Annotated in this window: 20 protein-coding genes; 15 read left to right on the plus strand and 5 right to left on the minus strand. The window is 42.3% G+C overall.

All coding sequences use genetic code 11. From position 1 onward, the window contains the following. Positions 1–63: 63 nt before the first annotated feature. Complete coding sequence (gene pheS / locus ENLAB_RS00270) at positions 64–1110, plus strand: phenylalanine--tRNA ligase subunit alpha (protein WP_005236117.1); 1047 nt, start codon at positions 64–66, stop codon at positions 1108–1110. Then, a complete protein-coding gene (pheT, locus tag ENLAB_RS00275; protein WP_244352113.1) occupies positions 1111–3531 on the plus strand; it encodes a phenylalanine--tRNA ligase subunit beta in 2421 nt (806 codons plus the stop codon). Between the two features lie 397 nt (positions 3532–3928). Here pheT and trpS read toward each other — a convergent pair whose 3' ends face one another. Beyond that, positions 3929–4936, minus strand: coding sequence for a tryptophan--tRNA ligase (gene trpS / locus ENLAB_RS00280; RefSeq protein ID WP_244352114.1), 1008 nt, complete (start codon positions 4934–4936; stop codon positions 3929–3931). Between the two features lie 267 nt (positions 4937–5203). Here trpS and ENLAB_RS00285 point away from each other — a divergent pair, with 267 nt between their 5' ends. From ENLAB_RS00285 to cbpB, 8 genes are all read left to right on the plus strand, one after another. Then, positions 5204–5941, plus strand: coding sequence for an amino acid ABC transporter ATP-binding protein (locus tag ENLAB_RS00285; protein WP_077453439.1), 738 nt, complete (start codon positions 5204–5206; stop codon positions 5939–5941). A gap of 18 nt (positions 5942–5959) precedes the next feature. After that, positions 5960–6769 carry a transporter substrate-binding domain-containing protein gene (locus ENLAB_RS00290; RefSeq protein ID WP_142963043.1) on the plus strand — a complete coding sequence of 270 codons (810 nt, stop codon included), beginning with the start codon at positions 5960–5962 and terminating at the stop codon, positions 6767–6769. A gap of 11 nt (positions 6770–6780) precedes the next feature. Then, the gene (locus ENLAB_RS00295; protein WP_077453437.1) at positions 6781–7428 is read left to right on the plus strand and encodes an amino acid ABC transporter permease; all 648 of its coding nucleotides are present in this window, start codon (positions 6781–6783) and stop codon (positions 7426–7428) included. 17 nt (positions 7429–7445) lie between these two features. Continuing rightward, positions 7446–8102: an amino acid ABC transporter permease gene (locus tag ENLAB_RS00300; protein ID WP_005226185.1), complete on the plus strand. Its 657-nt coding sequence runs from the start codon at positions 7446–7448 to the stop codon at positions 8100–8102. Positions 8103–8328: 226 nt separating this feature from the next. Then, positions 8329–9144: a glutamate racemase gene (gene racE, locus ENLAB_RS00305; protein WP_081118702.1), complete on the plus strand. Its 816-nt coding sequence runs from the start codon at positions 8329–8331 to the stop codon at positions 9142–9144. Beyond that, entirely contained in the window at positions 9145–10497 is a 1353-nt protein-coding gene (rph, locus tag ENLAB_RS00310) for a ribonuclease PH (RefSeq protein WP_244352116.1), read from the plus strand. Beyond that, entirely contained in the window at positions 10494–11006 is a 513-nt protein-coding gene (locus ENLAB_RS00315) for a metallophosphoesterase (protein ID WP_140965596.1), read from the plus strand. Before rph ends, ENLAB_RS00315 begins: the two co-directional genes overlap by 4 nt. Positions 11007–11115: 109 nt before the next feature. Next, a complete protein-coding gene (gene cbpB, locus ENLAB_RS00320) occupies positions 11116–11619 on the plus strand; it encodes a cyclic-di-AMP-binding protein CbpB (RefSeq protein WP_005226181.1) in 504 nt (167 codons plus the stop codon). A 34-nt stretch (positions 11620–11653) separates the two neighbouring features. Here cbpB and ENLAB_RS00325 read toward each other — a convergent pair whose 3' ends face one another. Beyond that, positions 11654–12571: a mechanosensitive ion channel family protein gene (locus ENLAB_RS00325; protein ID WP_005236101.1), complete on the minus strand. Its 918-nt coding sequence runs from the start codon at positions 12569–12571 to the stop codon at positions 11654–11656. 147 nt (positions 12572–12718) lie between these two features. After that, positions 12719–13474 carry an enoyl-ACP reductase FabI gene (gene fabI / locus ENLAB_RS00330; RefSeq protein ID WP_244352118.1) on the minus strand — a complete coding sequence of 252 codons (756 nt, stop codon included), beginning with the start codon at positions 13472–13474 and terminating at the stop codon, positions 12719–12721. Positions 13475–13677: 203 nt separating this feature from the next. Here fabI and fabZ point away from each other — a divergent pair, with 203 nt between their 5' ends. Next, positions 13678–14118: a 3-hydroxyacyl-ACP dehydratase FabZ gene (gene fabZ, locus ENLAB_RS00335; RefSeq protein WP_005226178.1), complete on the plus strand. Its 441-nt coding sequence runs from the start codon at positions 13678–13680 to the stop codon at positions 14116–14118. 50 nt (positions 14119–14168) lie between these two features. Here the strand turns inward: fabZ and ENLAB_RS00340 are convergent, their stop codons facing one another. After that, a complete protein-coding gene (locus tag ENLAB_RS00340; RefSeq protein WP_195265143.1) occupies positions 14169–14918 on the minus strand; it encodes a peptidylprolyl isomerase in 750 nt (249 codons plus the stop codon). A 182-nt stretch (positions 14919–15100) separates the two neighbouring features. Between ENLAB_RS00340 and ENLAB_RS00345 the strand changes: the two genes are divergently transcribed. Next, positions 15101–16192, plus strand: coding sequence for a DUF871 domain-containing protein (locus tag ENLAB_RS00345; RefSeq protein ID WP_244352120.1), 1092 nt, complete (start codon positions 15101–15103; stop codon positions 16190–16192). 180 nt (positions 16193–16372) lie between these two features. Further along, positions 16373–17323 (plus strand): alpha/beta hydrolase, encoded by a 951-nt coding sequence (locus ENLAB_RS00350; protein WP_195265182.1) that lies wholly within the window; start codon positions 16373–16375, stop codon positions 17321–17323. A 52-nt stretch (positions 17324–17375) separates the two neighbouring features. Here the strand turns inward: ENLAB_RS00350 and gap are convergent, their stop codons facing one another. Then, the gene (gene gap, locus ENLAB_RS00355; protein WP_061054148.1) at positions 17376–18386 is read right to left on the minus strand and encodes a type I glyceraldehyde-3-phosphate dehydrogenase; all 1011 of its coding nucleotides are present in this window, start codon (positions 18384–18386) and stop codon (positions 17376–17378) included. A gap of 248 nt (positions 18387–18634) precedes the next feature. Here gap and obgE point away from each other — a divergent pair, with 248 nt between their 5' ends. Both obgE and ENLAB_RS00365 read left to right on the plus strand, forming a co-directional pair. Continuing rightward, positions 18635–19948, plus strand: coding sequence for a GTPase ObgE (gene obgE, locus ENLAB_RS00360; RefSeq protein WP_077453427.1), 1314 nt, complete (start codon positions 18635–18637; stop codon positions 19946–19948). A 180-nt stretch (positions 19949–20128) separates the two neighbouring features. Beyond that, a complete protein-coding gene (locus tag ENLAB_RS00365; RefSeq protein WP_010748409.1) occupies positions 20129–20704 on the plus strand; it encodes a DUF456 domain-containing protein in 576 nt (191 codons plus the stop codon). The last annotated feature ends 45 nt before the right edge of the window (positions 20705–20749 follow it).

Genomic DNA, 20749 nt, shown 5'->3' on the forward strand with positions numbered 1-20749 from the left:
CTTTATTCAGTCAATCCAGTCTTGTTATTCTTACACTATTCACAGTATAGAAGGAGGAAACACATGTCTTTACAAGAAAAATTAGAAGCATTGAAGGAAACGACATTGCTTAAAATCAAAGAAAGTCCAACCATGAACGACTTGAATCAAATTCGAGTGGAAGTGCTTGGAAAAAAAGGACCCATCACTGAAGTTCTACGGGGGATGAAAGATCTTTCTGCGGAAGAACGGCCGAAGGTGGGGAGCTATGCCAACGAGATTCGTGATATTTTGACAGAAGCGATCGAAGAAGCCAAGACGTCTATCGAAGCAGCAAACTTGGAAAAAGCCCTCGCTGAAGAATCCATCGACGTGACGTTGCCTGGTAAAAAGATGGACCGAGGAACTCGCCATGTGCTGACACAAATCATGGAAGAAATCGAAGATATCTTTGTTGGTATGGGCTACCAAGTCGTTGAAGGCTATGAAGTGGAAAAAGATCATTACAACTTCGAGCGGATGAATCTGCCAAAAGATCATCCTGCCAGAGACATGCAGGACACCTTTTATATTTCAGAGGAAGTGTTGATTCGAACCCATACATCACCCGTTCAAGCGAGAACAATGGAGACCCATGATTTTTCAAAAGGGCCGTTACGGATGATCTCTCCCGGGAAAGTTTTCCGTCGTGATACAGATGATGCGACCCATAGCCACCAATTCCATCAAATTGAAGGATTGGTAATCGATAAAAATATTACGATGGGTGACTTAAAAGGAACCTTAGAAGTCATGATGCAAAAAATGTTTGGGGAAGATCGCCAAATTCGCTTGCGACCAAGCTATTTCCCTTTCACAGAACCATCGGTCGAAGTCGATGTCAGTTGCTTCAAGTGCGGTGGTGCCGGATGTAATGTTTGTAAACAAACTGGCTGGATCGAGATCCTTGGTGCCGGAATGGTCCATCCTAACGTCTTAGAAATGTCAGGGATTGATCCAACCCAATATTCGGGATTTGCTTTTGGTTTAGGTCCTGACCGAGTGGCAATGTTGCGCTACGGCGTGAACGACATTCGCCAATTCTATCAAAATGATGTGCGTTTTATTCGCCAGTTCAAGGGGGAACAATAAATGTTAGTATCATATAAATGGTTAAATGAATACCTTGATCTGTCTGAGATCACACCCAAAGAGCTGGCGGATAAAATGTCAGTGACGGGGATCGAAGTCGAAGGTATTGACGTGCCTGAAGAAGGCTTAAAAAAAATCGTTGTCGGAGAAGTGACCGACTGCCGACCGCATCCGAACTCTGACCATCTATCGATTTGCCAAGTAAATATTGGCGAGGATGAAGACTCACAGATCGTTTGCGGTGCGCCGAATGTCAAAAGCGGCATCAAAGTCATCGTGGCATTACCCGGCTCTCGAATCGCGGGCAACGTTAAAATAAAAAAGGGCAAGATGCGGGGAGAAGTTTCCAACGGCATGATTTGTTCGTTGCAAGAGTTGGGATATGCCGATAGCGTGATTCCCAAAGAATACGCGGAAGGAATCTATTATTTACCAGCAGAAGCAGAACCAGGATCACCGGTTTTTCCTTATCTGGATATGGATGATCACATTATCGAATTGTCGATCACTCCGAATCGTGCGGATGCGTTGAGCATGCGGGGGGTTGCTTATGAAGTCGGTGCGATCTATCGCCAAACACCGAAGTTTCCTGAAATTTCGCTTACTGAAAGTGAAGTAGCTGCTGCCGATAAAATTCAGGTGAAGGTCACTGAAGCAACAGATGCACCCGCCTACCAAATTCGAATCATTGATGGTGTAACGATCGCCCCAAGTCCACAATGGTTGCAAAATCGCTTGATGAATGAAGGTATTCGTCCAATCAACAATGTCGTGGACGTGACGAATTATATCTTACTATTATTTGGCCAACCATTGCATGCCTTTGATTATCAAAAGCTCGACAGCAAAGAAATACTTGTCCGTCGTGGTAAAGAAAATGAAAGTTTGGTGACTTTAGATGGAGAAACACGTCAGCTTTCCCCAGAAGACATCGTTATCACCAACGGAACCACGCCCGTTGCGCTCGCAGGCGTCATGGGAGGGCTTGATTCAGAAATCACGGAAAAAACGACTACAGTCGCTTTAGAAGCGGCCTTGTTCGATCCGTTAGCGATTCGTTTGACCTCAAAGAAATTCAATTTAAGAAGCGAATCCTCCGCTCGTTTTGAAAAAGGGATCAACCAAGCCACGGTTGCAAAAGCTTGTGATGCAGCAGCAGCACTGATTGCGGAACTTGCTGGTGGAACGGTCTTAAAAGGGGCAGTAATAGGTTCCCAAGTAGCAGTAGAACCTGTTGAGGTTACAATCACTTTAGCTCGAATCAATAGCTATTTAGGCACAGAAATCACTGATGAAGAAGTGCAAGAAATCTTTGATGCATTAGGCTTTGGTCATCGTCAAGAAGCAGACAGCTATATTGTTTCTGTCCCACCTCGTCGTTGGGATATTACGATCGAAGCAGATATCATTGAAGAAGTGGCGCGTATTTACGGTTATGATCGTTTGCCATCGACTTTACCGCAAGGAGAAACGGTTGCCGGTCATCTAACCAAAGCGCAACGTCTGACTAGAGAAGTTCGGACGCTATTGGAAGGCAACGGGGTCAGTGAAGCCATCAGCTATGCTTTGACAACGGAAGAGAAGGCACAACAATTTACGGATAAATCGAGCCAAGTGACTCGATTGGATTGGCCAATGACCGAAGAGCGTGCCGTCTTGCGCTTGAATCTGATTTCAGGTTTGTTAGACGACGTTGCGTACAACTTGGCACGTAAAAACAATCGTGTTGCTTTGTATGAAATTGGTCGCGTCTTTTATCAGACAGGCGACAGTAAACACGAGCTGCCAACAGAAGTCAATCACTTGGGGCTAGCTTTGACAGGAAATATCTATGAGAAAGACTGGCAAACCCAAGCTCAAAAAGTTGATTTCTTCCATTTGAAAGGCATTTTAGAAAATCTATTTGATCCGTTGGCATTAACCGACCGTATTCGTTATCAAAAAACGGCAGCTATCAAAGAGATGCATCCTGGCCGTACGGCAATGATCCTGCTAGATGACCAAGAAATCGGCTTCTTGGGACAAGTCCACCCATCGATCGCCAAAGATTATGAAGTGAGTGAAACCTATGTTGCTGAATTGAACTTAGATCAACTGTTAGCAGCGAAAACTGAGCAATTGGTCTATCAACCGGTCTCAAAATTCCCATCAGTAACGCGGGATATGGCACTCTTACTTGATGAAACGATCGATAACCAGTCCGTGATGGAGATCATTCGCGAAAGTGCCGGTCGCTTCTTAAGTGCGATTCGTTTATTCGATGTTTATCAAGGGAAAAACATCGAAGCAGGCAAAAAATCATTAGGGTACAGCCTGACCTTTAGCAATCCAGAAGCTACCCTGACGGATGAAGAGATCAATCAAGCAATAGCGAAAATTACTCGTAACTTAGAAGAAAAAGTTCAAGCAGAAATCCGCTAATCAAATAAGTAGAAAAACGTTCTCCACCATACAAAGAAGTTGGGTGGGGAACGTTTTCTACTATTATAATAGATGCTCAGATGACACAAAAATGTTAGGAGTTGGGTTGGAGCTGTAAAGTATCTCACTATCAAAGGCAATCCAGCTTTTTTGATCTGTTCTTTTTTAGCGCTGTCAAGGTTGAGAAAATGATTCTCTAATCAGCATTTTCGAAGTTATTTTTAGGGCAATTTTCTAGGTTTTTTCGCAAGAAATCGCATCAAATCAAGTTGCCTAATGGATCGGTCTGTGGATGAAGTTTGCTCGTGAAACCTAACACAGAGTGTGCTCGTAGGTTTAGCATTAAATTGTATTCTCGATTTGTGAACAAAAAAATAAGCCGCTAAGGCTTATTTTTTTAAGCAAAGTAATTGATGCCCATTACATTTTTGACTTCAGCTAACGTTTGGGCGGCAACTTGTTCTGCTTTTTCGCTACCAAGTTTTAATAAGTTCATCACTTCACCGGGATCTTTCGCAAAAGCTTCACGTCGTTCCCGAATCGGTGCAAATTCGGCTTCCAGAACATCGATCAAATAGCGTTTGATTTTGACATCTCCTAATCCGCCACGGGTGTAATGTTCTTTTAATTCAGTAATTTTTTCTTTTTCGGTACCAAATACATCAAGATACGTAAAGACCATATTGCCTTCGACTTGTCCGGGGTCTTCGACATGGATGTGATTTGGATCAGTGTACATGCTCATCACTTTCTTTTGTAACACATCAGCTGGATCTGCTAAATAGATACCGTTATTTAGTGACTTACTCATTTTTCCATTGCCGTCGATCCCAGCCAAACGTCCCATACCTTTTGGCGGTAAAACAGCTTTTGGTTCGACTAATACTTCACTATACGTAGAATTAAAACTATGCACGATTTCTTGTGTTTGTTCCAGCATTGGTTTTTGATCTTCACCAACGGGGACTAAGTTTGCTTTAAAAGCAGTGATATCCGCTGCTTGAGAGACTGGATAGATGAAGAAACCAGAAGGAACGCCTTCGCCAAATTTCTTTTGTTCAATTTCTGCTTTGACCGTCGGGTTGCGTCGCACGCGTGCTACACTGACTAAATTTAGGTAGTACATCGTCAATTCAGAGAGTTGAGGGATTTGCGATTGAATAAACATCGTTGTTTTTGATGGATCCAATCCAACGGCTAAATAATCCAAAGCGACTTCTAAAATATTCGCTGAGACCTTCTCAGGTGTTTTCGCATTATCTGTTAGTGCCTGCATATCAGCGACCATGATATAAAGCTGATTTTCAGGGTCAGCTTGCATTTCGACCCGTTTTTTTAAAGACCCCACATAATGGCCAAGATGCAGTTTGCCAGTTGGGCGGTCGCCAGTTAAAATCGTATTCACTTTTTTTCCACCTTTACCTTTGTTATATGGTTTATCTTACCTTTTTTTAGCAAAAGAAACAACAGGTTCTCCTTGTGATCTGTCGAGGTTAGAAAAGTTTTCATGGACAAAAACCTCACATCAAAGTAAAATAGCACTTGTCTTTTCAGAAATAAGGGGGGAACATTGGAAAAGCACCTTTACAAATGAAAAAAGATTGGGCTATAATATGAATCAAATCTTTCCATTTACTCATTTAATTTTAAAAATAGCTAGGAGTGTGAATCAATGGCAATGATCGAATTTAAGAACGTAGAGAAATATTACGGAAAGTTCCATGCATTAAAAAACATCAACCTTGAATTTGAAAAAGGTGAGGTCGTTGTTGTTATCGGACCTTCAGGTTCTGGTAAAAGTACAATGCTCCGTACAATTAATGGACTAGAAACCATTTCAGGTGGTCAATTGTTAGTCAACGGCAAGAACTTATTTGATAAAGATGTCAAAATGACAGAAGTTAGAAAAAACATTGGTATGGTGTTTCAACATTTTAACTTGTATCCAAACAAAACCGTGTTAGAAAACATTACGTTAGCGCCGATTAAAGTATTAAAACAAAATGAGCAAGAAGCCATCAATTTGGCGGAAAAACTACTTGATCGAGTTGGGATGTTGGATAAAAAAGATTCTTATCCGTCTATGTTATCCGGTGGACAACAGCAGCGGGTCGCAATTGCCCGAGGCCTTGCGATGAAACCAGAGATGCTGCTTTTTGATGAGCCAACTTCAGCATTGGACCCAGAAATGATTGGCGATGTACTAGATGTCATGAAAAAAATCGCCAGTGAAGGAATGTCCATGATCGTCGTTACCCATGAAATGAGCTTTGCTCGTGAAGTAGCAGATCGAATCGTCTTTATGGCAGAAGGCCAAGTGCTAGAAGATCGACGGGATGTCGATGGATTCTTTGACGCACCAAGGGACGAGCGTGCAAAACAATTCTTGAGCAAAGTCACAAATCATTAAGCGACAGGAGGAACCTATATGAAAAAGAAAATTTTTTCTTTTCTAGTTTTAGCCTTTGCCCTTGTGACTTTCTCAGGTTGTAAAGGACAAAGTGCCGCAGATATTGATATTTTAGAAAACAGCAAAGAGACGAATCAGATCGTTTGGGGCGTAAAAAACGATACCCGTCTATTTGGGTTGATGGATATCGCGACTAGAGAAGTGCGTGGCTTTGATATTGATATCGCTCGTGCGATCACTGAAAAAATCTTAGGGCGTGATGGCAATGCAATTTTTGTTGAAGTTACCTCAAAAACTCGGATTCCGCTTTTGAAAAACGGCAATATCGATGCGATCATCGCAACGATGACCATCACGGAAGAGCGTAAAAAGCAAGTTGACTTTTCGGATGTTTATTTTGATGCAGGACAATCTTTATTGGTCGCAAAAGATAGTCCAATCCAAGGGATTGAAGATTTGACCGCAGACACCACTGTATTGGTCGTGAAAGGCTCTACGTCAGCTGTAAACATTCGTGAGGCTGCACCAGAAGCGCAAATCCTAGAACTTGAAAATTATGCAGAAGCCTTTACTGCTTTGCAATCAGGACAAGGGGATGCTATGACTACGGATAACGCAATCCTATTAGGGATGGCGAGTGAAAATCCAAATTATCATTTAGTTGGCGAAACATTTACCGAAGAGCCTTATGGGATTGCCATCAACAAAGGTCAAAAACCATTTCTAGATGCTGTCAATCAAGCCTTGCGGGAAATGCGCGAAGATGGAACCTATGATGAGATTTACAACAAGTGGTTCCCTGAAGACGAATCAGGAAAAGTAGAGTAGGAGGAAACTGAATGGTTGAATTATTTCAAACCTATACCGGTCAGTTTATTGAAGGCTTTAAATATACAGTCATGGCGAGTTTGATCGCACTGTTTTTTAGCCTTTTGATCGGAACTTTAATGGCAATTTTTCAGTTGTCAGACAATCGCTTCATCAAAGGGATCGCCAAAGCATATGTCGAGTTTTTTAGAAATATTCCCTTATTGATCATCGTGATGTTCTTTTATGTTGTTGTGCCAATGTATTGGGTCTCTTTCGACGGATTTCAAGCTGGAACGATTGGTTTAACGATCTATACATCGGCATTCATCGCCGAGACGATCCGTTCAGGAATCCAAACGGTTCCTAAAGGACAGATGGAAGCTTCTTTGTCTTCTGGCTTTACTTATAGTCAAGCGATGCGCTACATTATTTTGCCTCAAGCATTTAAAATCGTTGTGCCGCCACTAGGCAATCAATTTATTAACCTCGTCAAAAACTCCTCAATTTTAGCGATGGTCGCAGGATTAGATATCATGTATCAAGGGGATTTGATCGCAAGCGAGACCTTCAATACATTTGATACCTATATCATTGTTGGTCTTTTCTATTTGATTATTACCCTGCCATTGTCTTATTTGATGGTTTACTTGGAACGGCGTTGGGCTGTCCGCTCATAGAAAGGAGCTAAAGAACTATGGATTTTTTTGAAGCTTTTTCAGCGATTAACATTCGCTTTTTGATCGATGGCTTACGTGTTACGGTTGAAGTGTCGATCCTCTCGATCTTATTTAGCTTTATTATTGGAGGAATCGCCGGTATTTTACGCTTCAGCTCGATTCCGGTCTTTTCTAAAGTATTAGGTGTCGTGATTGATGTTATTCGTAACTTGCCTTTGCTCTTGATCATTTTCTTCACTTATTTTGCCTTGCCACAGATTGGCATTCGCTTTAACATTTTTTGGTCAGCGGTGGTGGCGTTGACGATTTTTGAATCAGCGATGCTTTCTGAGATCTTTCGAGCGGGCTTGAATTCTGTGCCAAAAGGTCAGATGGAAGCTGGTTTATCAACGGGATTAAGTTATGTTGAAGTATTGCGCAGTATCGTCGTGCCACAAGCATTTAAAGCGATGTTGCCAGCGATCGTCAGTCAGTTGATCTCTTTGATCAAGGATACATCACTAGCCGTGATCATTTCTTTACCAGAGTTGACCCATCATGCCCGGATCATTTATGGTCAAAATACAAACTATGTTTTGCCAATGTTTTTGGCAATGACTGTTTTATACTTTTTGGTTTGTTATGCACTGTCATTGCTTTCAGGTTTTTTGGAAAAACGTCAGTACGATTACTAAAAATGAACAATCGACAAAAATCCCCGCGATCGGTCTTTCAACCATGCAAGTGCAACTTGCTGGTTGTGAGCCAATGGTTGGGGCTTTTTTTGTACCGATTGGTATTTTTTGGGAAAGCTTTCTTTAGCAAACGAAAGGAATACTTGAAAAATAGACAAAAAAAGTCCAAAATGAATAAGAGAGAAAAATGCATCAAACTCTTTCTTTAATGTAAAGGATGGAAACTATGACAAACAACAGACCAATTGGCTTTATCGATTCTGGTGTTGGTGGGTTGACGGTCGTCAAAGAGGCAATCAAACAACTGCCCAACGAATCGATTCTTTATCTAGGCGATACTGCCAGATGCCCTTATGGCCCAAGACCTGCTGAGCAAGTCATCGAGTATACGTGGCAAATGACCCGTTTTTTATTGGAAAAAAACATTAAAATGTTGGTGATCGCCTGTAACACAGCAACAGCGGTCGCTCTTGAAGAAATCAAAGAACAACTGGATATTCCAGTGATCGGCGTGATACTGCCTGGCAGTCGAGCAGCGGTCAAAGCAAGCAAAAATCAACGAATCGGTGTTATCGGGACAAACGGAACGATTAAAAGCGACTCGTACAAGCGCGCCCTTCATGGGAAAGCCCCCCATGCGTCAGTCGTCAGTTTGGCTTGCCCAAAGTTTGTACCGATCGTAGAAAGCAAACAGTACCACAGCTCGGTTGCCAAGAAAATTGTGGCAGAAACGTTACGCCCCTTGAAAAACAAGCGGTTAGATACGGTGATTCTGGGCTGTACCCATTATCCTTTATTGCGTCCTTTGATCCAAAATGAATTGGGGGCCCATATCCAGCTCATTGATTCAGGCGCAGAAACGGTGGGGGAAGTCAGTACCTTGTTGGACTATTTCGCCATTGCAGCAACGAGCCAGGACGATCCGCACCCGCAGCATGCATTTTTTACTACTGGTTCACCGAAAATATTTGATGAGATCGCCAATGATTGGCTTGATTTAGACACGATCTCATCGGTTCACACTGATTTAGGAGGCTTTTAAATGCGACATGATGGCAGAAAAGAAACAATGTTAAGACCAGTTAAAATTCAAACCAACGTCTACAAACACCCCGAAGGATCGGTTGTGATCTCTTTTGGTGACACAACCGTGATCTGTTCGGCAACGATTGAAGATCGGGTCCCTCCGTTTTTACGAGATACGGGAAAAGGCTGGGTCACAGCCGAATACAGTATGCTCCCGCGAGCGACGAATACCCGTAACCGTCGAGAAAGTGCCAAAGGCAAGCTTTCTGGTCGGACGATGGAGATCCAACGGCTGATCGCTCGTTCCTTGCGAGCCGTAGTCGATTTAGAAAAACTAGGGGAACGCAGTATTGTGGTCGATTGTGATGTCGTTCAAGCAGATGGTGGTACCCGAACAGCTAGTATTACCGGCGCATTTGTTGCGTTGCGTTTAGCTATCGATACATTGTTGCGTGACAAAGCATTGACGGAAGACCCGATCAAGGAGCATTTGGCAGCCATCAGCGTTGGAATCTTACCAGATGGCACCTGTGTGACTGATCTCGATTATCAAGAAGATTCTTCAGCTGCTGTCGACATGAATTTGGTGATGACAGAATCCGGTCGATTTGTCGAATTGCAAGGAACTGGGGAAGAAGCGACCTTTGATGGTCAGCAGTTGAATGAGATGCTGATCTACGGAAAAACAGCTATCGAAGAATTGATTGCCTATCAAAAAGAGGCACTGTTTTTACCAGATGAACCCCCTTATGAGATTCCCGAAAAAGCGATCGTCATTGCCACAGGCAATCCAGGAAAAGCCAAGGAATTTAAAGCCGTCTTTGGGGCAGCAGGGTACGATGTCCGCACCTTGAAAGATTATCCTTCCTTGCCGGATGTTGAAGAAACCGGCACCACATTCGAAGAAAATGCCCGCCTTAAAGCGGAAACTATCGCCAGAATTTTGGGAAGACCGGTGTTGGCTGATGACTCAGGACTGAAAGTCGATGCATTAGGGGGACGCCCAGGCGTGTACTCTGCTCGATTTGCCGGTGAGCAAAAAAGTGATGCTGCCAATAATGCAAAATTGCTTTATGAATTGACGGATGTCGAAGATGACAAACGCAGTGCTCAATTTCACTGTACGTTAGTTTTCGCAGCACCAGGAAAAGATAGCTTGGTGGTTGAAGCCCAATGGCCGGGGAGAATCGGCCGTATCCCTCGTGGAGAAAATGGGTTCGGTTACGATCCATTGTTTATTCCTGATGGTTCAGAGCAAAGCGCAGCCCAAATGAGTCAAGAAAAAAAGAACCGAGTGAGCCACCGTGGTCAAGCAATCAAAAAACTCCAAGAACAGTGGCAGGTGTGGCTAGAAGGAGAAAATGTATGAAATATTTAGTTGTCAGTGACAATCATTCAGATCGTGAGATTCTTGTTGATCTTAAAAATGAATTCGAAAATCAAGTCGATTTATTCCTGCATTGTGGAGACTCTGAACTGCCTGATACAGATCCTTTATGGGAAACATTCCAAGTCGTTTGCGGCAATTGCGATTACGGTGGTGGTTTTCCCAATGAGCGTATCGTTAAAACGTCGCTGGATACCATCTATATGACCCATGGCCATTTGGCGGATGTTCGTTTTGGCGTAACCAAATTAGGATTAAAAGCGCAACAAGCAGATGCCTCGATCGCTTTGTTTGGTCACACGCATCAAATTGCTTGTGAGAAAGTCGGGAATCGACTTTTCTTGAATCCTGGCAGTATTTCCCAACCGCGAGGGCAAATTCAAATCAAAAGCTTTGCGATTATTGAAAGTACGCCAGAACAATGGGCAATCCAATACTATGATCGTTCCTTTCATAAAGTCCCAGAGCTAGCTTTCGTTTTCACACGTTAAGTAAGCGGAATCAAAAAGTAAAAATTTCATTATAATTTTGCAGGTTTCTACTTTCTATTCTCATTTTCAAGTAAAATAGAAGAGTAGCTGTGAAATGGAGGCAATTAGATTGATAGGACAGACCGTAGAAAAAATATTACTCGAGAATCAAGAAAATTTCTTGGTGCCTGCAGAGAATGTGGCATCGGTATTTTATAACCACCCTTTGAGTCACGCATTGCTTGTTTTATCAAAAGTGGGCTATTCAAAGATCCCTGTACTAGATAGTGAGGACCATTTAGTCGGCTTAATCAGCCTCTCAAACATCGTGGAACGAATGATGGATCTCACTGGCTTCAGTATGGAAAATATTGAAGGGCTGACTGTGGCAGACGTCATGGAAGTCAACGTGAATTGCATCAAGGAAAACGATGAGTTGGAAAGTATGCTGCATCTTTTAGTAGATCAAGCATTCTTGCCGATCGTTGATGATGACAATGTCTTTGTAGGGATCATCACCCGCAAAGAGATTTTAAAATCCGTCAATCATTTGGCACATGAAATTGAAAGACGCTATTTGCTGATTTCGAAAGAAGATGCCCCAAAGATGACAGATGAACTTCATGTGGTATAGAAAAAAGGTTATCCCAGTTTTGGGATAACCTTTTTTAAATACCGACGATGGGCGCATTAGGGATCGTATAGCCTTTGGCTGTCAAAGCGTCGATCGATGCTGCTAAAAATTCCTCTTTGATTTTCCATTGCGTACCGTTGGTCACATACATGGTGGTTCGAATCGCAAAGTTGTTGTTCCCTAGATCCACCAGACCGAAGACCGTAGGGGCCGTTTGAATCTCTTCTTCATGCTGCTGAGCAATCTGTTCATTGACTTCTTCAATGATGGCACGTATTTCATCTAGGCCTTCAGATGGTAAGATACGTACGTCGACAACGACTTGCATATTGGCTCTTGATGTATTACTGATAGTCGTGATGTTACGATTTGGGATATAATGAACGGTTCCATCAACGGATTTTAATTGGACCGTTCGAATCCCGACTGCTGTCACCGTACCTTCAAGCGTCAGATTGGTCAAGCGGACGTAATCACCAACATTGATTTGTTGCTCGGTAATAATAAAGAAGCCAGTAATCAAGTCATTCATAAAACCTTGGGCACCTAAACCAAGTGCGACCCCGACGACTCCGGCACCGGCTAGTAACGAGCCTACAGGTACGCCGATGGTGGAAAGGAGTGCATAGACAAAAAAGAAGCCTAATGTGTAATGAACCGTATTGCGGATCAGGGTATGGATCGTGTTGATTCGACTCACATTGAAACTGGCTTTTTTTTCATAGGAACGATAGATTCGATCGATGATCATATTGCTTATTTTCAATAAAATACCAAATAGGATACATAAAAAAAGCAACATCAATGCTTTTTGGATCAGTAAGCCAATGATCGATTCCCAGTCGATGGACGCCCACCATTTTTGTAATGCATTGAGTTGAGCAGCCGCTGGTTCGGTAATGCTGGAACCACTTGAATCGGTCGTGCTAGCTGCAAGTAGCAGTTGTTTCATAAAATCCCTCCAAGTCTTACTGCATCTATTTTAACCAAGATAAAATAGAAATGCAAAGGAGGTTTTCTGAAATACCTGTTTTTTTCAGAAAAAGCCTGCTCAGCCAACGGAGAGGCAAATAGCAGACTTTTCTATGACAATTATTGATTAAGATAAATGAACGCCTTTATCAACAAAAATCACTTCGCCGATAATCCCGCTTGATAATGGACTGATCAAGAAGGCACAAGTATTACCTACTTCTTCAATCGTCACACCAATATGATCAGGTGTTCGATCCTCTGACAATTGGATCAGTTTTTGATAGTCTTTTACACCAGTTACTGCCAGCGTCTTGATGGCACCAGCTGAAATCGCATTAACACGGATTTTTTGCGGTGAAAGTTCGGCAGCTAAATAGCGGACGCTTGATTCTAAAGCGGCTTTTGCAATCCCCATCATATTGTAGTTCGGTACTGCCCGTTCGGCACCTAAGTAGGAAAGGGTAACGATTCCAGCATTTTCAGCTAAGATTGGTTTGGCATATTTAGTGACGGCAATCAATGAATAACTGCTGATGTCTTGCGCCAAAGCATAACCGTCACGAGAAATATTCAAAATATCGCCAGATAGATCTTCTTTATTGGCATAAGCAACGGCATGGACAACACCATGGATCTCACCTGCATATTCTTTGATCGTTTCAAAGGCGGAAGCAATGCTTTCGTCATTGGCGACGTCACATTCCACTACAAATTCATCAGATTCCAATAAGCGTTCTAAAGGCTTTTTCATGCGGTCGTTTTGATATGTGTAAATCACTTCGGCTCCTTGGGATTTTAGTGCTTGTGCACAGCCCCAAGCAATACTGCGTTTGTTAGCAACGCCCATGACGACAACTTTTTTACCGGTTAAAAAACTCATAATTCCACTCCTTAATAAATTCAACAATAAAATACGTATAATGACAAATAGTAAATCAAACTATCTTGATTTCTAATTATTAAGCATAATTGTTTGATTGTCAAACTATTTTTTTCTTAATAAATATTTAGTTGCGAATTTCCTTGAACTATGATACTTTGATAATCAAACTATAATAAATTCTTAAGCAAGGAAGGGACACCATGAAAAAACTATTGACTGAAACGGAAGTCATGGATTTGATACCAAATCGCTACCCAATTATTTATATTGATTATGTTGATGAAATCGAATCTGGTAAAAAAATTATCGCAACGAAGAATGTCACCATCAACGAAGATTTTTTTCAAGGGCATTTTCCGGGAAATCCAGTGATGCCAGGTGCCTTGATTTTAGAAACATTGGCACAAGCAGGATCGATCTTAATATTGAAATCTGAGGAATTCCAAGGGAGAACGGCGTATATCGGCGGCATTAATAAAGCAAAATTCCGTCAAAAAGTTGTTCCGGGAGATACCATGAAACTTGTTTTTGAAATCACCAAAATCAAAGGCTCTGTTGGAACTGCTGATGCAGTAGCGACAGTGGATGGCAAAAAAGCTGCGGAGTGCGAATTTACCTTTATCGTAGGCGACCAAAAATAAAAGAAAACCGCTGGAGCATCCGATAATCGGGGCTTTCAGCGGTTTTTTATTTATTCTTTGGCTTCTTGTAAGACCTTGATCGTTTCGATCTTCACTGGCTCAACCGGTTGAGAATTCTCACCATTGCCAGAGTCTTGGGTTTCTGCTTGCGCAATTTTATCGACGACATCCATGCCTTCGATCACTTGACCAAAGACGGTATATTTACCGTCCAAAGCCGGCGTGCCACCATTTTTATAGGCTTCGATGATTTTTTCGGGATAGTGTTGGATCGCTAGACCGTCAGAAACATCTTGATCATTTTGAACGATGTAGAATTGACTGCCTTGGCTATTTGGTGCACTTGATTTTGCCATTGCTAATGCGCCTCGCAAGTGGTAGAGCTGGTTTGAGTATTCTTCGCCGAATCCTTCACCCCAGATACTTTCTCCACCAGTGCCATCACCATTAGGGTCGCCCCCTTGGATCATAAACTCTTCTACGACACGATGAAAAGTCAAGCCGTCATAATAACCATCTTTGGCATGGGTCAAAAAGTTTTCGACGGCTTTGGGCGCGATCTCTGGGAAAAGTTTGATTTTGATCGAGCCTTCTTCCGTCACCATTTCAACTAAAGCTTCATTCTCTTGCACATCCGTTGATAATTGCGGCAATTCAAGGGCATTCAAGTCAACGGATTCTGAGGTCGACGTGCTTTCTGCCGAGTTGTTTGATGAGGAACCAGTGGTACTTGAACCTGTACAAGCAGCTAATAATAAAAGGCTAGCAGCTGCTGTCAGTGTGAATAGGATTTTTTTCATTCTTTCATTCCTTCCAGTTTTCTTAATGCTAATCATAACAAAAAAAAGATGTAGAAGAAAGCGCAGATTTTTTGGAATGAGAAAGAAACAGATGGAAAGGTGTAGACCACTTTTTAGATGTTTGCTATAATGAAAGAGGATTCATTATAATAAACGGATAGAATATACAGGAGGTTTTTTTGATGGGAAAATTAGGGATATCGATTTATCCAGAGCGCTCAACGTTTGAAAAGGACAAAGCGTATCTAGACTTGGCACACAAATACGGCTTTAAACGGGTATTTACCAGTTTGCTGCAAATCAACGATGACAAAGAAAAAGTCTTGGCAGACTTTAAACAAGTCGTGGATTATGCCAATCAGTTAGGAATGGAAGTCATGGTAGATATCAATCCTGGTTTATTCGAACAGCTAGGTATTTCTTATGATGATTTATCCTTCTTTGATGAGATGGGGGCTTACGGTGTTCGGTTAGATATTGGTTTTACTGGTTCAGAAGAAGCCAAAATGACCCGCAATCCTTACGGGATTAAAATAGAAATCAATATGAGCAGTGGTACGAGCTACGTGGATAACATCATGAGTTATTCGCCTAATACTGAAAATTTACTAGGTTCGCATAATTTCTACCCTCATCGCTATTCAGGGTTAGGCTATGACCATTTCGTTTTTTGTTCGGAAAAATTCCGCAAGTACAATTTAAATACGATGGCTTTTGTGAATTCACACGAGGCTGATTTCGGTCCTTGGCCAACACAAGATGGCTTATGTTCTTTAGAAGACCATCGTGATCTGCCGTTAGCTACACAAGTCAAACATTTAGTGTTGACTGGTTTAATCGATGATATCTCTATTGGTAATGCCTATGCTTCAGAAGCAGAATTGGCGGCAATGGCTGAAGCATTTCACGCGGATTATCCAACATTAAGAGTTGATGTGGTTGATGGAATCACTGAAGATGAACGCATCTGTTTGTTTGATAATCTGCATAGTTACCGAGGAGATCGTTCAGAATACATCTTGCGTTCAACGATGACCCGGATCTATTATAAAGACAAAGAATTTCCACCCCATGATACCCATGATATGGTAAGAGGAGATGTCTTGATCGATAATGCTGGCTATGGACAATACAAAGGGGAGACGCAAATCGCCTTGAAAGAAATGAAAAATGACGGCCGGGTCAATGTCGTTGGGAAAATCGCTGAAGAAGAGCTTTTCTTATTAGAATTTTTGAAACCTTGGTCAAGTTTTAAAATGGTCGAAAACAACTAGCCATTACGAGGAATCAACCATTGTCAACACCTATTGTTGGCAATGGTTTTTCTTTTTGGGCGCTTGCGATTGACAAACACGAGTAAAAAACGGTAATTTATGTAGTGGGTTCTTACCATGAGGAATGTTGAGACCATAATAATATTATGTAAACTATATACTTAAGAGGACGTGACAAGTGTGAAATTGCGCTGGAAAATTGCCATCGGAGTAGCTGTATTAGCGATTGCGGGATTAGGATATGCTGGAAACTATTTTTACGACTATGCGGTAGTTCCTTCAGAAAAAGATTTCTTGGAAGGAGATACCCCGGGTACTGATGAAAATCAGACGGGAAGCGAAGCGCAAAATTGGTTTACAGATGCAGCAAATCGTGAGATGTGGCAGCTGACTTCTGAAGATGATTTAAAATTATCCGCCATTTATCTACCGGCGGAGGAGAAGAATCAAGGAAAAACGGCGATCATCGCGCATGGCTACATGGGGAATGCAGAAACGATGGCGGACTACGCCAAGATGTATCATGATTTAGGTTATAATGTGTTGGTTCCAGACGCTCGAGGGCATGGTCAAAGCGAAGGGGATTATATTGGTTTTGGTTGGCACGAACGTAAAGACTACTTGCAATGGATCGATGAAATACTTGCAAAAAATGGTTCTGAAGAGACGATCACTTTGTATGGCATCAGTATGGGTGCGGCCACAGTGATGATGACCAGCGGAGAAGACTTACCAAAAAATGTCACTTCTATCATTGAAGATTGTGGGTATACCAACGTCAATGAAGAACTAGGCTATCAACTCGATCAATTGTTTGGGTTGCCCGCATTTCCATTGATGAATGTCACTAGCCTTGTCACAAAAATCCGAGCGGGGTATTTCTTTGGTGAAGCAGATGCAGTCAAACAACTGCAAAAAAATACGCGTCCAATCTTTTTTATTCATGGCGATGCGGATACATTTGTTCCTTATGCGATGCTGGATATTTTGTATAACGCGACCGATGCGCCTAAAGAAAAATGGGTCGTTTCAGGAGCCGAGCATGCGAAAAGCTACAAAACTGATCCAGCGCTTTACAAAGAAAAAATCGCGGCTTTCTTGGAAAAATACGATCATCCAGCAAGTGAATAAAAAAAGTGCCGGTTCTTTTTTCAGAACCGGCACTTTTTGCCTACTCATTGACTTACAAACGAGCAAATTCTTCGAGTAAACGAATCATCTGGCAAGTAAAGCCATATTCATTATCATACCAAGCGACGGTTTTCACCAATTGGAAATCGCCGGCAGTAGTCACTTCTGTTTGCGTCGGGTCAAAGATAGAACCTTGAGTGGTACCAATGACATCACCCGAGACGATCTCACGGTCATCGTAACCGAATGACGGATTATCGACGGTGTGTTTTCTGATGGCTTCATTGACTTCATCGGCGGTTACTTTGGTTTTCAAAATTGAGACTAATTCTGTTAAAGAACCATCGACGACCGGAACCCGTTGGGCGTGGCCTTGTAATTTGCCATTTAATTCTGGGATAACCAAACCGATTGCTTTGGCGGCACCCGTTGAGTGAGGGATCGTGTTGTCTGCAGCGGACCGAGCGGCTCTTAAGTTTCCGCCTTTTACAGGACCATCCAATAGCATTTGAGTAGAAGTATACGCATGAACTGTCGTCATCGTACCAACTTCGATCCCAAATTCTTCATTCAAAAAGTAGGCCATCGGAGCTAGACAGTTGGTCGTACAAGAGCCTGCGGATATGATAGTATCATCTGGTGTTAACGTGTCGGAGTTAACATTGTATACGATCGTTTTCATATTGCCGGCGGGAGCGGAAATGACCACTCGTTTGACACCTGCATCAAGATGAGCCTGTGCTTTTTCTGCGGAAGTGTAAAAACCCGTACATTCTAAAACGATATCGACGCCATTTTCTTTTGCCCAAGGAATTTTACTTGCATCTGGTTCGGCATACACTCTGGTTTCTTTGCCATCGACAACGATAGCATTATCCGTTGCAGTTACAGTGCCAGGGTAAGTGCCATGGGTCGAGTCAAATTGCAACAAGTGTGCTAACATGACGGGGCTTGTTAAATCATTGATTGCCACAACTTCAATATCGGCAGAAACTTCTTTGATCCTACGAAAAGCCAAACGTCCAATTCGTCCAAAACCATTGATTCCAACTTTTACTGTCATTTCTTGTTTCCTCCTTTAATTGTGTCTAGTACACTTAAAAGTTTGCTACGATTTGATGTGACTGTCAAAGAATAACCCTTAAGAATTCACGATTTCTTATGGAAACCCATGAGAAAAGATAGACAAAAGGCGTTTCGGTCGTTACAATAAAATAGACTTTCTTATTAGAGAAATAGTAACCACTTAAGGTGAGATAACTGATAATCAAAAAGTATAGAAGGTAGTAAAAAAAGAATGGAGGACAAATAATGTCCATGTTTTTAGATCAAGTGACAATCGATGTCAAAGCAGGAAAAGGCGGCGACGGAATGGTTGCTTTTCGCCGAGAGAAGTATGTCCCAGACGGCGGACCCGCAGGTGGTGACGGCGGACGTGGTGGTGACGTCATTTTAGTCGTAGACGAAGGTTTGCGTACATTAATGGATTTCCGCTTTAATCGTCATTTTAAAGCACAACCCGGGGAAAACGGCATGAGTAAAGGAATGCACGGCCGTGGCTCAGATGATACTTACATCAAAGTGCCCCAAGGCACCACCGTTCGTGATGCTGAAACAGGAGCCTTATTAGGGGATTTGATTGAGCAAGGTCAAACATTAGTGATCGCAAAAGGCGGGCGGGGCGGCCGCGGGAACATTCGGTTTGCCTCTCCGAAAAACCCAGCACCAGAATTAGCTGAGAACGGAGAACCCGGTCAAGAAAGAAAAATCGAGCTCGAATTAAAAGTCTTAGCAGATGTTGGTTTAGTTGGTTTCCCTTCGGTTGGGAAGTCCACATTACTCTCTGTGATTTCCTCTGCTCGGCCAAAAATCGGCGCGTATCATTTTACAACACTGGTGCCAAATTTAGGCATGGTAACGACCACTGATGGTCGTAGTTTTGCAGTAGCCGATCTGCCGGGATTGATCGAAGGTGCTTCGCAAGGTGTTGGTTTAGGGACTCAGTTTTTACGTCATATCGAACGGACGCGGGTCATCTTACATGTGATCGATATGAGTGGCATGGAAGGGCGCGATCCATACGAGGACTATTTGTCCATTAACAATGAATTGTCGACCCATAACTTGCGCTTACTAGAGCGCCCACAGATCATCGTTGCCAATAAGATGGATATGCCGGATGCTGAAGAAAACTTAGCCCTTTTCAAAGAGCAGCTGGCAAAAGAAAAAACGGATGAGTTCGCGGATGAACCAATGATTTTCCCAATCTCTGGTGTCACTCGTAAGGGAATCGATGCCTTGCTGAATGCGACAGCGGATTTATTGGAAGTCACTCCTGAGTTCCTCTTGTACGATGAAGAAATCGAAGAAGATGTGGTTCATTACGGCTTCCAATCGGATGAGCCGGAGTTTTCAATCGATCGCGATCCTGATGCAACTTGGATCTTGAGCGGTGAGAAAATCGAAAAACTATTCCAAATGACGAACTTTGATCACGATGAGACCGTGATGCGCTTTGCACGTCAATTGCGTGGATTGGGTGTTGATGAAGCATTGCGTGCGCGAGGTGCCAAAGACGGCGACATCGTGCGTATCGGTAATTTTGAATTCGAGTTTGTCGAATAAGCGTTTAAAAGAACATCATTTGTAAAAAAAAATCCTTCATAGTTGAAGTGGTTATGACTGTTGATCATTGATTTTCTCTAAGAAATCAATGATCAACAGTCTTTTTGGTTTCTTTTTTCATTTAAATGATTTACTGTTAAAATAAAGAAAAGAACAAATAAACCAAAGGGAGCGATTTTTATGTCAAAACGAGTCATTGTAATGAACTTTGATGCTAGTGCCAAAGCGTATCAAGCCTTTTCTGAAGTGAAACGGATGCATATGGAACGTAAGATTAAAGGAGAACAAATGGCGGTCCTTACCCACACCAATGAAGGTGTGCATCAATTTAAAGTCGAGGACTTTCTTGATTTTACTGGGAACAATAAGACATCAACGGGTGGTTTGATCGGGATGCTCGTTGGTGTGTTAGGCGGACCTTTAGGAATCATGCTGGGCTGGTTTGGCGGCAGTATGATCGGTGCTACTCGTGATGCAAAAGAGATCCAAAATGCGCAAATGCTTTTTGAACACGTCGGAAATCAAATTGGTGTAGGTGATACAGGGTTATTATTGATCGCCGATGAAGAAGACAATCGTCCTTTGAATCAATTGATCATGAATGAATTGGGCGGCGATATCACGCGCTTTGACTACGATGAAGTGGAAGCAGAGATTGAAACAGCTAAGAAAGTCGAAGAATCCACAAAAGCACGGGTTCAAGAGGACTGGAAAAACTCTCATAATGACGCAGAAGATCGCCAATCTGAGAAATAAAAAACGCAAGCTTCAATTGCAACTTGATTTCTTTTCCGCTAAAAT

The organism is Enterococcus innesii (assembly GCF_022846515.1).
Taxonomy (GTDB): domain Bacteria; phylum Bacillota; class Bacilli; order Lactobacillales; family Enterococcaceae; genus Enterococcus_D; species Enterococcus_D innesii.

Coding starts and splice junctions, on each gene's coding strand:
- pheS (WP_005236117.1), top strand. CDS start 64: ATGTCTTTACAAGAAAAATTAGAAGCATTGAAGGAAACGACATTGCTT.
- pheT (WP_244352113.1), top strand. CDS start 1,111: ATGTTAGTATCATATAAATGGTTAAATGAATACCTTGATCTGTCTGAG.
- ENLAB_RS00285 (WP_077453439.1), top strand. CDS start 5,204: ATGGCAATGATCGAATTTAAGAACGTAGAGAAATATTACGGAAAGTTC.
- ENLAB_RS00290 (WP_142963043.1), top strand. CDS start 5,960: ATGAAAAAGAAAATTTTTTCTTTTCTAGTTTTAGCCTTTGCCCTTGTG.
- ENLAB_RS00295 (WP_077453437.1), top strand. CDS start 6,781: ATGGTTGAATTATTTCAAACCTATACCGGTCAGTTTATTGAAGGCTTT.
- ENLAB_RS00300 (WP_005226185.1), top strand. CDS start 7,446: ATGGATTTTTTTGAAGCTTTTTCAGCGATTAACATTCGCTTTTTGATC.
- racE (WP_081118702.1), top strand. CDS start 8,329: ATGACAAACAACAGACCAATTGGCTTTATCGATTCTGGTGTTGGTGGG.
- rph (WP_244352116.1), top strand. CDS start 9,145: ATGCGACATGATGGCAGAAAAGAAACAATGTTAAGACCAGTTAAAATT.
- ENLAB_RS00315 (WP_140965596.1), top strand. CDS start 10,494: ATGAAATATTTAGTTGTCAGTGACAATCATTCAGATCGTGAGATTCTT.
- ENLAB_RS00325 (WP_005236101.1), bottom strand. CDS start 12,571: ATGAAACAACTGCTACTTGCAGCTAGCACGACCGATTCAAGTGGTTCC.
- fabI (WP_244352118.1), bottom strand. CDS start 13,474: ATGAGTTTTTTAACCGGTAAAAAAGTTGTCGTCATGGGCGTTGCTAAC.
- fabZ (WP_005226178.1), top strand. CDS start 13,678: ATGAAAAAACTATTGACTGAAACGGAAGTCATGGATTTGATACCAAAT.
- ENLAB_RS00340 (WP_195265143.1), bottom strand. CDS start 14,918: ATGAAAAAAATCCTATTCACACTGACAGCAGCTGCTAGCCTTTTATTA.
- ENLAB_RS00345 (WP_244352120.1), top strand. CDS start 15,101: ATGGGAAAATTAGGGATATCGATTTATCCAGAGCGCTCAACGTTTGAA.
- gap (WP_061054148.1), bottom strand. CDS start 18,386: ATGACAGTAAAAGTTGGAATCAATGGTTTTGGACGAATTGGACGTTTG.
- obgE (WP_077453427.1), top strand. CDS start 18,635: ATGTCCATGTTTTTAGATCAAGTGACAATCGATGTCAAAGCAGGAAAA.
- ENLAB_RS00365 (WP_010748409.1), top strand. CDS start 20,129: ATGTCAAAACGAGTCATTGTAATGAACTTTGATGCTAGTGCCAAAGCG.